Annotated in this window: 11 protein-coding genes; 10 read left to right on the forward strand and 1 reads right to left on the reverse strand. The window is 67.8% G+C overall.

Going from position 1 to position 11,606, the window contains the following annotated elements:
• Positions 1-33: 33 nt before the first annotated feature.
• The 10 genes from ACFOWB_RS24555 to typA all read left to right on the forward strand — a co-directional run bounded on the left by ACFOWB_RS24555 (position 34) and on the right by typA (position 11,132).
• On the forward strand, positions 34-525 hold the full coding sequence (locus ACFOWB_RS24555) for an endonuclease domain-containing protein (protein WP_378149941.1): 492 nt from the start codon (positions 34-36) through the stop codon (positions 523-525).
• Positions 526-1,641 carry a microcin C ABC transporter permease YejB gene (locus ACFOWB_RS24560; protein ID WP_261405270.1) on the forward strand — a complete coding sequence of 372 codons (1,116 nt, stop codon included), beginning with the start codon at positions 526-528 and terminating at the stop codon, positions 1,639-1,641. It abuts the gene before it with no gap.
• 309 nt (positions 1,642-1,950) lie between these two features.
• Positions 1,951-3,153: an ABC transporter permease gene (locus ACFOWB_RS24565; RefSeq protein WP_378149943.1), complete on the forward strand. Its 1,203-nt coding sequence runs from the start codon at positions 1,951-1,953 to the stop codon at positions 3,151-3,153.
• Entirely contained in the window at positions 3,150-4,778 is a 1,629-nt protein-coding gene (locus ACFOWB_RS24570) for an ABC transporter ATP-binding protein (RefSeq protein ID WP_378149945.1), read from the forward strand. Before ACFOWB_RS24565 ends, ACFOWB_RS24570 begins: the two co-directional genes overlap by 4 nt.
• Positions 4,775-5,404, forward strand: coding sequence for an NUDIX domain-containing protein (locus tag ACFOWB_RS24575; protein ID WP_378149947.1), 630 nt, complete (start codon positions 4,775-4,777; stop codon positions 5,402-5,404). Before ACFOWB_RS24570 ends, ACFOWB_RS24575 begins: the two co-directional genes overlap by 4 nt.
• Before the next feature lie 61 nt (positions 5,405-5,465).
• Complete coding sequence (locus ACFOWB_RS24580) at positions 5,466-5,966, forward strand: MmcB family DNA repair protein (RefSeq protein ID WP_261405268.1); 501 nt, start codon at positions 5,466-5,468, stop codon at positions 5,964-5,966.
• A 183-nt stretch (positions 5,967-6,149) separates the two neighbouring features.
• Positions 6,150-6,416, forward strand: a complete 267-nt coding sequence (locus ACFOWB_RS24585) for a hypothetical protein (RefSeq protein ID WP_378149949.1) — start codon at positions 6,150-6,152, stop codon at positions 6,414-6,416.
• A 163-nt stretch (positions 6,417-6,579) separates the two neighbouring features.
• Positions 6,580-7,812 carry an argininosuccinate synthase gene (locus ACFOWB_RS24590; protein ID WP_261405266.1) on the forward strand — a complete coding sequence of 411 codons (1,233 nt, stop codon included), beginning with the start codon at positions 6,580-6,582 and terminating at the stop codon, positions 7,810-7,812.
• A 53-nt stretch (positions 7,813-7,865) separates the two neighbouring features.
• On the forward strand, positions 7,866-9,155 hold the full coding sequence (locus ACFOWB_RS24595) for a hypothetical protein (RefSeq protein WP_378149952.1): 1,290 nt from the start codon (positions 7,866-7,868) through the stop codon (positions 9,153-9,155).
• Positions 9,156-9,305: 150 nt separating this feature from the next.
• Positions 9,306-11,132, forward strand: coding sequence for a translational GTPase TypA (gene typA / locus ACFOWB_RS24600; protein WP_261405264.1), 1,827 nt, complete (start codon positions 9,306-9,308; stop codon positions 11,130-11,132).
• Between the two features lie 61 nt (positions 11,133-11,193).
• Here the strand turns inward: typA and ACFOWB_RS24605 are convergent, their stop codons facing one another.
• Positions 11,194-11,538, reverse strand: a complete 345-nt coding sequence (locus tag ACFOWB_RS24605) for a hypothetical protein (protein ID WP_378149954.1) — start codon at positions 11,536-11,538, stop codon at positions 11,194-11,196.
• Positions 11,539-11,606 lie beyond the last annotated feature (68 nt).

Below are 11,606 nucleotides of genomic sequence, written 5' to 3' on the forward strand. Positions count from 1 at the left end.
GCGGGGAGGGGTTAGGGGTGGGGGTGGCTCAGAATGAGGCGCGACGCCGAAGATGCGCGCCCTTGGGCGACGACGGCCGCCGCTCCTACACCGGTCATCACGCGACTTGCGCGCGCCCACAGAAGTCGGCCGACTGACGCTGAGAAGAAGCTCTGGCGTCTGCTGCGCGGCCTCGAACTCGAGGGCACGCACTTCCGGCGTCAGGTCGTCATCGGCGGTTACATCGCCGATTTCGCGTGCCGCCGCGCGAAGCTTGTCATCGAAGTCGATGGCGGCCAGCACTGCGAAAGCGTCACCGACGTCGCGCGCACGGCTGAGATGGAGGCGCTCGGCTGGCGCGTGCTACGGTTCTGGAACAATGAGGTTTTGCTCAATCCTCAAGGCGTTCGGGAATTGGTCGTCGAAGCCCTTCGATCGAACGTCGGCGCCTCTTTCGGGACCACCCCCACCCCCGACCCCTCCCCGCAAGGGGGAGGGGGGAACGGCGAGGCCGCTGCTGGCTCTTTCCGCGAGGCTCAGCTTTAAGTGCTCGCCTATGTCCTCCGCCGCATCGCGCTGATGATCCCGACGCTGCTCGGGATCATGCTCGTGTCCTTCGTCATCATCCAGTTCGCGCCCGGCGGACCGGTGGAGCGGGTGATCGCGCAGGTGACCGGGCAGGGCACGGACGCGACCGCCCGCGTCTCGGGCGGATCCGGCAACGACCTCCAACGCTCCGGCGACGTCCAGCGCGGCGGCTCGAACGACCCGATCAACTCGAAATATCGCGGCGCGCAGGGGCTCGACCCGGAATTCATCAAGCAGCTCGAAAAGCAGTTCGGCTTCGACAAGCCGGCGCCCGAGCGCTTCGCCAAGATGATCCGGGACTACGCCCGCTTCGACTTCGGGCGCTCCTATTTCCGCGACATCGACGTCGTCGACCTCATTCTCGAGAAGATGCCGGTGTCGATCTCGCTCGGCCTCTGGATGACGCTCATTTCCTACATGATCTCGGTGCCGCTCGGCGTCGCCAAGGCCGTGCGCGACGGCTCGCGCTTCGACGTCTGGACGTCGAGCGTCATCGTCATCGGCTACGCGATCCCGGGCTTCCTGTTCGCCATCCTGCTGATCGTGCTGTTCGCCGGCGGCACTTTCCTCGACTGGTTCCCGCTGAGAGGCCTGACCTCTGACAACTGGGACCAGCTCTCGCTCTGGGGGAAGGCGGTGGACTACGCCTGGCACATGGCGCTTCCGCTGACCGCGCTCGCGATCTCGGCCTTCGCCACCACGACGCTGCTAACGAAAAACTCGTTCCTGGACGAGATCCGCAAGCAGTATGTCCAGACCGCGCGCATGAAGGGCCTGACCGAGAACCAGGTGCTCTACGGCCATGTGTTCCGCAACGCGATGCTGATCCTGATCGCGGGCTTCCCGGGCGCCTTCATCGGCGCGTTCTTCTCCGGCGCGCTGCTGATCGAGACGATCTTCTCGCTCGACGGGCTGGGGCTCCTGGGCTTCGAGTCGATCGTCAACCGCGACTATGCGGTCGTGTTCGCCAATCTCTATATCTTCTCGCTGCTCGGCCTCGTGGTCGCGCTGATTTCGGACCTCTCCTACATGTGGGTCGATCCGCGGATCGACTTCGAGACGCGGGAGGTGTGATGCGGGTCCGGTCGCTCACCGCCGAACTGCGTGCTTCGAGACGCGGCCTTTCGGCCGCTCCTCAGCATGAGGGAGGGGTGTGGACCCTGAACGGTCCTCATGCTGAGGAGCCGTCCGCAGGACGGCGTCTCGAAGCACGCAATTTTCGGCAGGTGCGCCCATGAGCGGCGCCCCCTCCCTCCTTGTCCCGGACTTGATCCGGGACCCAGACGCGTCGAGGTCGAAGGATAAGACGCGGACGGTCGTGACTGCTGGAGTAACGCTGTCGGTTCTGGGTCCCGGATCAAGTCCGGGACGAGGGCTGCGCCCATGACCGACGCCATCGCATCTCCGCCGCCGACGCCCGGTTCCGCCCCGGTCCCGGCGCCCCGCGGAAAGCTCTCGCCCATCAACCGGCGGCGATTCGCGAATTTCCGCGCGAACGGCCGTGGCTGGCACTCGTTCTGGCTGTTCCTCGCGCTGTTCTTCGTCAGCCTGTTCGCGGAGTTCATCGCGAACGACAAGCCGTTCCTCGTGAAATATGACGGCGCCTTCTACACGCCCGCGCTGACCTCCTATTCGGAGACGACCTTCGGCGGCGACTTCGAGACCGAGGCCGACTATCGCGACCCCTATCTGCAGGATCTGATCAAGAAGTCGGGCGGCTGGATGGTGTGGCCGCCGGTGCGCTACTCCTACGACACGATCAACCTGAACCTGCCCACTCCTGCGCCCTCGCCGCCCACCTGGCTGCTCGACGACGCGACCTGCGCCAAGGCCGCGGCCGACCGCACGCCCGAGGGCGACGCCGCCAAGGCCGACGCCGCGGCGCCGCGGGCGAAATCCTGCGCCGACATCGAGTGGAACTGGCTCGGCACCGACGACCAGGGCCGCGACGTGTTCGCGCGCCTGCTTTACGGGTTCCGGCTCTCGGTGCTGTTCGGCCTCGCGCTCACCGTGCTGTCGTCGGTGATCGGCGTCGCGGCCGGCGCCGTGCAGGGCTATTTCGGCGGCTGGACCGACCTGTTGTTCCAGCGCTTCATCGAGATCTGGACCTCGGTTCCGACGCTCTACCTGCTCATCATCCTGTCCTCGGTGCTGGCGCCGAGCGTCTGGGTGCTGCTGTTCATCCTGCTGCTGTTCTCGTGGGTCGCGCTCGTCGGCGTGGTGCGGGCGGAGTTCCTGAGGGGCCGCAACTTCGAATATGTGCGCGCGGCGAAGGCGCTCGGCGTCTCGAACGGCGCGATCATGTTCCGCCATCTGCTGCCCAACGCGATGGTGGCGACGCTGACCTTCATGCCCTTCATCCTGTCGGGCTCGATCACGACGCTGACAGCGCTCGACTTCCTCGGCTTCGGCCTGCCGCCGGGCTTCCCCTCGCTCGGCGAGCTGCTGGCGCAGGGCAAGTCGAACCTCCAGGCGCCATGGCTCGGCGTGTCGGGCTTCATGGTCATCGCCGTGATGCTGTCGCTGCTGATCTTCGTCGGGGAGGCCGTGCGCGACGCCTTCGACCCGCGGAAGACGTTCCGGTGACCGCTCCCCTGCTCTCTGTCCGGGATCTCTCGGTCGACTTCGCCGTCGAGGGCGGGCGCTCGCTCGCGGTCGACCGGGTCTCGTTTGATCTCGCCAAGGGCGAGACGCTCGCGCTTGTGGGCGAAAGCGGGTCGGGCAAGTCCGTCACCGCGCTCTCGGTCGTGCGGCTCCTGGCCTATCCGGCCGCCGGCCACCCCTCGGGCGAGATCCTGTTCAACGGCGAGGATCTGCTGAAGGTCTCGGAGAAGGCGCTCCGCAAGGTGCGCGGGGCCGACATCTCCATGGTGTTCCAGGAGCCGATGACCTCGCTCAACCCGCTCCACACGATCGAGCGGCAGATCGGCGAGATCCTTTCGGTTCATCGCGGCTGGTCGAAGGAGAAGTGCCGGGCGCGCACGCTCGAGCTGCTCGCCCAGGTCGGCATCCCCGAGCCCGAGACGCGGCTCGGCTCGTTCCCGCACCAGCTGTCGGGCGGCCAGCGCCAGCGCGTGATGATCGCGATGGCGCTCGCCAACGAACCCGACCTGCTGATCGCCGACGAGCCCACCACCGCGCTCGACGTGACCGTGCAGGCGCAGATCCTGGCGCTGCTGAAGGAGCTGCAGGGCCGGCTCGGCATGGCGATGCTGTTCATCACCCACGACCTCGGCATCGTGCGCAAGATCGCCGACCGGGTCTGCGTGATGACGAAGGGCAGGATCGTGGAGCACGGCGAGACCGCGCGCGTCTTCTCCTCGCCCGAGCACGACTACACCAAGAAGCTGCTGGCCGCCGAGCCCAAGGGCCTGCCGCCGGCCGCCGACGCCGATGCGAAGGCGCTGGTCGAGGTCGCGGACCTCAAGGTCTGGTTCCCGATCAAGCGCGGCTTTCTGCGCCGGACCGTCGGCCATGTGAAGGCGGTGGACGGCGTCTCGCTGACGCTGCGCGAAGGCCAGACCGTCGGCGTGGTTGGCGAGTCCGGCTCGGGCAAGACGACGCTCGGCCTGGCGATCCTGCGGCTCATCTCGAGCGAAGGCCGCATCGCGTGGCTCGGGCAGGACATCTCCGGCTTCGGCTCGGCGGAGATGCGCCCGCTGCGCAAGAACATGCAGGTCGTCTTTCAGGATCCCTACGGCTCGCTCAGTCCCCGCATGACGGTGCTCGACATCGTGGCGGAGGGCCTCGGCGTGCAGGGCGCGCGGCTGAAGGCTGCGCAAAAGCGCGAGACGGTGGCGCGCGCGCTCGCCGACGTCGGGCTCGACCCGGCCTCCATGGACCGCTACCCGCACGAATTCTCCGGCGGCCAGCGCCAGCGCATCGCGATCGCCCGGGCGCTGGCGCTCGAGCCCTCGTTCATCGTGCTCGACGAGCCGACGAGCGCGCTCGACATGTCGGTGCAGGCGCAGATCGTCGACCTCCTGCGCGCGGTCCAGGCGCGGAGGAAGCTCGCCTTCCTGTTCATCAGCCACGATCTCAAGGTCGTGCGCGCGCTCGCCAACGAGGTGGTGGTGATGCGCAACGGCAAGGTGGTGGAGGCCGGCCCCGCGGCGCGGGTGCTGAAAAGCCCCGAGACCGACTACACCCGCGCGCTGCTCGCCGCCGCCTTCGACGTGGCGGCGGATCCGGGAAAGGCTGCGGCGCAATGAGCGACGAGGACCTCTTCGCCGCGCGACCCTCGCCCGCCGTGGTGGAGGGGCCAAGGCTCCTGTTCGACGGCTATCGCCGGCTCGAGGGCTGGCGCGCGAGGCTGCAGGCGGGCGAGCGCGGCGAGATCGTGCAGGAGCGCGAGGTGCTGCGCGGCGGCCCTTGCGTCGCCGTGATCCCGGTCGATCTCCGGCGGGGCGAACTCGTGCTGATTCGCCAGTTCCGCCTGCCGGCGCATCTGGCCACCGGCGCCGGCGACCTCGTCGAGGTGGTGGCGGGGCGCGTCGAGCCGGGCGAGGACCTCGAGGCGGCGGCGCGACGCGAGCTCATGGAGGAGACCGGCCTGTCGGCCGGCCGAATCACGCCGCTGTTCTCGTTCCTGCCGACGCCGGGCATCGTCGACGAGCACGCCATGGTGTTTCTTGCCGAAGTCTCGTCGGAAAACCTGCCGTCGGAGGCTGGAGCCGCCGACGAGCGCGAGCTCACCCGCCCCTTCGCCGCCCCGATCGCCGCCGCCGTCGCCGCGCTCGACGACCCGCGGCCGCGCAACGCCTATCTGCTGATCGCGCTGCAATGGCTCGCGCTCAATCACGAAAGACTCCCTGAGATCCTTGGGCGCGCGCGATAGCGCCCGGCGCTGGCGTCCCTCGACGCTTGCGCCGTTCTCTTTTCGTGCCATACTCGAACGTATGGAGAACATCGACGCCCAGTCGCTGATCGGAGAGGACGCGCGGACCGTGTCGGCGACGACGTCGCTCTCGGGCGTCGCGGCCTCTCTCGCCCGGGGCGTCTGCCGGTACTTCTCCGCCGCCGGCTTTGGCTGCCTACTGGAGACGCCGTTGCGGTCGGGCCGGCGCGCGGACGTCATGGCGCTCGGGCCGAAGGGCGAGATCGTCATCGTCGAGATCAAGTCCGGCCCGCAGGATTATCGCACCGACAAGAAATGGCGGGACTACGCCGAGTTTTGCGACCGGTTCTACTTCGCGGTGGGGCGCGACTTTCCGCAGGCGCTCATTCCGCAGGAGACAGGGCTCATCCTGGCCGACCGCTACGGCGCGGCGGCGATTCGCGACGGGCCGTCGCATCCGCTCGCCGGCGCGCGGCGCAAGGCCGTCACGCTGCGTTTCGCGCGGCTCTCGGCCCTGAGGCTTCAGGCGGTCTCGGATCCCGAGGCGATGAAGGTTTTGTGAAGGCCGGAAACCTCTTCGCCTTATTTCGCCGCCCGAATGTCTCAATTCGGCGCGGTCCGCCGCAAATGCTTGAGTCAACGGTGATTCGAAGCCGCGCGTCGTGACCAAAGACACGACGGCCCGCGACGAACGCTTTCCTTTTCTTTCGCGTCGCCTCGATCGAGGGGCGATGGAGCCATGGTCATGTCCAACGACGACGTCAATGCGGTGGTTCTTCGTCTCGCCGTCACGCTGCAGCGCTGCGGCGAGGATTCCGGCGCGGTCTTCACGGCGCTGATCGGCGCCGCGGCGACCGTCGCGGCCGATCTCGGGCTTGGCGACGAGACGCCGGACGAGCTGAAGCGCGCGATCGAATCCGTGATGGCGCATGGGGATCTCCGCGCCGTCCGCCGCGCGGCTCAGGAGGCCGGCGCGACCGTCATCCCCTTTCGACCCGCCCGCGTCGCCTGAGGGGGCCGGATCTGGCTGACAGGAGGGGCCGAGCAGGCGCTCGGCAGGGCGCCGGGCGGGCGCGGAGGGCCGCGGGCGACGCGCGCGGCCTCGGAGGGGCTTGCCCCGCGGACGTCGGTGGCTAGAGTGCGCGCTCCTTGAAGTCCCCCGCACCGGAACCGAAATGTCCGAAGTCAAGCGCGTGAAGAAGGTCGTGCTCGCCTATTCCGGCGGTCTCGACACCTCCGTCATCCTCAAATGGCTGCAGACCACCTATGGCTGCGAGGTGGTGACGTTCACCGCCGATCTCGGCCAGGGCGAGGAGCTGGAGCCCGCGCGCAAGAAGGCCGAGCTGCTCGGCATCAAGCCGGACAACATCTTCATCGACGATCTGCGCGAGGAGTTCGTCCGCGACTTCGTCTTCCCGATGTTCCGGGCGAACGCGGTCTATGAGGGCCAGTATCTGCTGGGCACCTCGATCGCGCGGCCGCTCATCGCCAAGCGCCAGATCGACATCCTGCGCGCCACCGGCGCGGACGCCGTCTGTCACGGCGCGACCGGCAAGGGCAACGACCAGGTCCGCTTCGAGCTCAGCTACTACGCGCTCGAGCCCGACGTGACGGTGATCGCGCCGTGGCGCGAGTGGGACCTCACCTCGCGCACGCGCCTCATCGAGTTCGCCGAGCAGCACCAGATCCCGATCTCGAAGGACAAGCGCGGCGAGGCGCCGTTCTCGGTCGACGCCAACCTGCTGCACTCCTCGTCCGAGGGGAAGGTGCTCGAGGATCCCGAGCTCGCCGCGCCCGAAGACGTCCACATGCGCACCATCTCGCCCGAGGACGCGCCCGACCAGCCGACGCTCGTTCAGATCGGCTTCGAGAAGGGCGACGCGGTCTCGATCGACGGCGAGGCCCTGTCGCCCGCGTCGCTGCTCACCCGCCTCAACGAACTCGGCAGGGCCAACGGCATCGGCCGCCTCGACCTCGTCGAGAACCGCTTCGTGGGCATGAAGTCGCGCGGCGTCTACGAGACGCCCGGCGGCACGATCCTTCTCGCGGCCCATCGCGCGATCGAGTCGATCACGCTTGACCGCGGCGCCGCGCACCTCAAGGATGAGCTAATGCCGCGCTATGCGGAGCTCATCTACAACGGCTTCTGGTTCTCGCCCGAGCGCGAGATGCTGCAGGCCGCGATCGACCACAGCCAGTCCGGGGTGACGGGAACGGTGCGGCTCAAGCTCTACAAGGGCAACGTCATCGTGCAGGGCCGGTCGAGCCCGAATTCGCTCTATGACCAGGAGCTGGTGACGTTCGAGGACGGGGCCGTGGCCTACGACCACCGCGACGCCGCCGGCTTCATCAAACTCAACGCGCTGCGGCTTCGCACCCTCGCCGCGCGCCGCAACCGCGAACGCTGATCGGAGTTCAGGCCGGACGGGCGCGGCGAGATCCGCGCCCCGGCGACGTCACGATGACAGAAAACACCTCTCAGCATCAGGGCGCGTCGGGCAGGGTCTGCTACCTGCACATCGGTCCGCACAAGACCGGCACCACGTCGATCCAGAACGCGCTGTTCACCCATGCGTTGCGTCTCGAGGCGATCGGGCTGAGCTATCCGACGCTGTCGGGCGACAAGCCCGGCCGCCAGCGCCGCAACCACACGCCGCTCGCCCGCCTCGGCGTCATGCGCGCCGAAGACCTCAAGAGCGCGCCGTTCTGGAGCGAGCTCAGCGAGAAGATCGCCGCGACGTCGCACTCCATCATCGTCTCGACGGAGCACTTCGCCGACGCGCTGCGCGACCCGGCCCGCTTCCGCAAAACGATCGACTTCTTCCACGATCACGGCTTCCGCATCGTGGTGGTGGCCTATTTCCGCGACCAGCCGGGCTGGCTGAACTCCTGGTACACCCAGGACCAGCGCAACTTCATGTCGCGCCAGAGCTTTCCGGAGTTCCTCGACAGGGCGTTCGAGACCGGCCTCGTCGACCCCTGGGCGATCCTGCGCCGCTTCATCGACGACGAGCGCATCGAGGTGCGGGTCGTCTCCTTCGAGCAGGCGATCAAGAAGGGTCTGGCCAAGAGCTTCCTCGACGCCATCGGCGCGCCGGCGGATTTCGAGATCCCGGAGCCGCAGGCCTCCAACCCCAATCTCGGGGTGAAGGGCGTCTACGCCGCGCAGGAGATCATGCGCCGCGTCGGCTTCCGCGTCCGCTCGATGCCGAACTATCCGGAGCTCTATGAGAGCTTCAAGGTGATGATGAAGGGGCGCGACTGGGAGAAGTCCGCCTATGTCGGCGTCTCCCCGGACGACGAGAGGCGCATCCGCGACCGCTACCGCGAATCCAACGACGCCTTCGCGCAGGAATGGTTCGGAGCCGACTGGGCGTCGGTCTGCCCGCCGCGCCCGATGACCCAGCGCGAGTTCGACTTCGAGACCGCCGGCGAGGACGACCAGAGCGACGTGCTCGAGGTCATCGAGACCATGGTGGCGCTGATCCAGGGCGCGCCCGGAGACCTGCCGGCCGGAAAGCTCAAAAAGGGGCCGAAGGGCGGAAAGGGCGGCGGAAAGAACAAGGGCGCGGCCGCCAAGCTCGCCGCGGGCGAGCCTGAAAAGACGGGGCCCGGCAAGTTGGGGGCCGGCAAAGCGGGCCCCGGCAAGAAGGGGCAGGGCAAGAAAGGTCCGGGCAAGCCGGGCGGCGGCCCGAAGGGCGAAGGCAAAAAACAGGGCCCCAAGAAACCCGCGACGCCTGTCGTCATCTAGCCGCGGCGTTAGCCTTTCCTCGTCTTCGCGCAGCCTTTCGGCGGGCTGCGCCTTGCCTTTCTGCGCGCGGCGCGGCATCTGTGGCGCCGCACAAATCCGAAGACCAGACGAGGACGTCCGCTTTGGCGCGGGCGGAAGGCTTACGTCCCCATGAAACTCCATAACGTCGCGATCATCGCGCACGTCGACCACGGCAAGACCACGCTCGTCGACAAGATGCTGTCCCAGTCCGGCTCGTTCCGGGAGAACCAGCGCGTCGCCGAACGCGTGATGGATTCGAACGACCTCGAGAAAGAGCGCGGCATCACGATCCTGGCCAAGGCGACCTCGATCGTCTGGAAGGACACCCGCATCAACATCGTGGACACGCCGGGCCACGCCGACTTCGGCGGCGAGGTGGAGCGCATCCTCTCGATGGTCGACGGCGTGATCGTGCTGGTGGACGCCGCCGAAGGCCCGATGCCGCAGACCAAGTTCGTGGTCTCGAAGGCGCTCAAGATCGGCCTCCGCCCGATCGTCGCGGTCAACAAGGTCGACCGGCCGGACGCGCGCGCCTCGGAAGTCATCAATGAGGTGTTCGACCTGTTCGCGGCGCTCGACGCCACCGACGAGCAGCTCGACTTCCCGATCCTCTACGGCTCGGGCCGCGACGGCTGGCTCGCAGCCTCGCCCGAAGGCCCGAAGGACGACGGCCTCGCGCCGCTGTTCGACCTGATCCTCGACCATGTGCCGGAAGCCAAGACCGAGCCCGGGCCGTTCCGCATGCTCGGCACGCTGCTCGAGGCCAACCAGTTCCTCGGCCGCATCATCACCGGCCGCATCATCTCCGGCACCGTGAAGCCGAACCAGACCGTCAAGGTGCTGTCGCGCGACGGGCAGGTGGTCGAGAACGGCCGCGTGTCCAAGATCCTCGCCTTCCGCGGCATCGAGCGCGCGCCGATCGACGTCGGCGAGGCGGGCGACATCGTGTCGATCGCGGGCCTCGTGAAGGCCTCGGTCGCCGACACGTTCTGCGATCCGCAGGTGACCGAGCCGATCCAGGCGCAGCCGATCGATCCGCCCACCGTGTCGATGACGTTCCTCGTCAACGACAGCCCGCTCGCGGGCACCGAGGGCGACAAGGTCACGAGCCGCGTCATCCGCGATCGCCTGCTGAAGGAGGCCGAGGGCAACGTCGCGCTGAAGGTGGAGGAGTCCAAGGACAAGGACTCGTTCATCGTCTCGGGCCGCGGCGAGCTTCAGCTCGCGATCCTGATCGAGACGATGCGCCGCGAAGGCTTTGAGCTCGGCGTCTCGCGTCCGCGCGTGGTGCTGCAGAAGAACGACGCCGGCGAGCTGGTCGAGCCGATCGAAGAGGTCGTGATCGACGTCGACGAGGAGCATTCGGGCGTCGTCGTGCAGAAGATGTCGGAGCGCAAGGCCGACATGCTGGAGATGCGTCCCTCGGGCGGCGATCGCCTTCGGCTGGTGTTCCACGCGCCCACCCGCGGCCTCATCGGCTATCAGGGCGAGCTGCTGACCGACACCAAGGGCACGGCGATCATGAACCGCCTCTTCCACGCCTACGGCCCCTACAAGGGCGAGATCGCGGGCCGCAACAACGGCGTGCTGATCTCCAACGAGTCGGGCGAGGCCGTGGCCTATGCGCTGTGGAACCTCGAGGACCGCGGCCCGATGATCATCGAGCCGGGCTGGAAGGTCTATCAGGGCATGCTGATCGGCATCCACAGCCGCGACAACGACCTCGAGGTCAACGTCCTCAAGGGCAAGAAGCTCACCAATATCCGCACCCAGTCGAAGGACGAGGCCGTGCGCCTCACCCCTCCGATCCGCATGACGCTGGAGCGCTCGCTCGCCTGGATCCAGGACGACGAGCTGGTCGAGGTGACGCCGAAGTCGATCCGCCTGCGCAAGCGCCTGCTCGACCCCAACGAGCGCAAGCGCGAGAGCCGCAAGGCCGAGAGCGAACTGGCGTAAGTCCGCCGCCTAAGGACGTCAGGTCTCGCGCGCCCGGACGCGCGCGAGACCTTTTGAACTCTCAGCTCCGGCGCGGCGCGCAGAAACGTAGCGGGCCGACCCAGCCGCCGCTGGTGAGGAAGTCGATCCGCAGCCCGTTCGGCGCGTCGCTCGCCACCACGGTCTCCTTGCGGTTCGCCGAGCCGTCGCTGCACGAGCCCTTCCAGATCACGTCGCGGCCTTCGCGGCGGACGCTGTCGAACATGCACATCAGCGTGTCGTTCGCGATTCCCTTGGGCATGATCTTGTAGGCGTAGGGCGTGCCGCAGTCGGACGCGCTCTCGGCCCATTCTCCGACGATGGTGGGCGCGGCGGAAGCGCCGCCGGCAAGCGCGAGGAAGACGAAAGCGGACGCGACGAGACGCATATTGGGGACCCCCGATTGGATAGGTCCCCATCATCACACCTCTGGATTGCCGCCGAATTTTCGAGATC

The organism is Chenggangzhangella methanolivorans (genome assembly GCF_042648545.1).
Lineage (GTDB): Bacteria > Pseudomonadota > Alphaproteobacteria > Rhizobiales > Methylopilaceae > Methylopila > Methylopila methanolivorans.

Coding starts and splice junctions, on each gene's coding strand:
- ACFOWB_RS24555 (WP_378149941.1), top strand. CDS start 34: ATGAGGCGCGACGCCGAAGATGCGCGCCCTTGGGCGACGACGGCCGCC.
- ACFOWB_RS24565 (WP_378149943.1), top strand. CDS start 1,951: ATGACCGACGCCATCGCATCTCCGCCGCCGACGCCCGGTTCCGCCCCG.
- ACFOWB_RS24575 (WP_378149947.1), top strand. CDS start 4,775: ATGAGCGACGAGGACCTCTTCGCCGCGCGACCCTCGCCCGCCGTGGTG.
- ACFOWB_RS24580 (WP_261405268.1), top strand. CDS start 5,466: ATGGAGAACATCGACGCCCAGTCGCTGATCGGAGAGGACGCGCGGACC.
- ACFOWB_RS24585 (WP_378149949.1), top strand. CDS start 6,150: ATGTCCAACGACGACGTCAATGCGGTGGTTCTTCGTCTCGCCGTCACG.
- ACFOWB_RS24590 (WP_261405266.1), top strand. CDS start 6,580: ATGTCCGAAGTCAAGCGCGTGAAGAAGGTCGTGCTCGCCTATTCCGGC.
- ACFOWB_RS24595 (WP_378149952.1), top strand. CDS start 7,866: ATGACAGAAAACACCTCTCAGCATCAGGGCGCGTCGGGCAGGGTCTGC.
- typA (WP_261405264.1), top strand. CDS start 9,306: ATGAAACTCCATAACGTCGCGATCATCGCGCACGTCGACCACGGCAAG.
- ACFOWB_RS24605 (WP_378149954.1), bottom strand. CDS start 11,538: ATGCGTCTCGTCGCGTCCGCTTTCGTCTTCCTCGCGCTTGCCGGCGGC.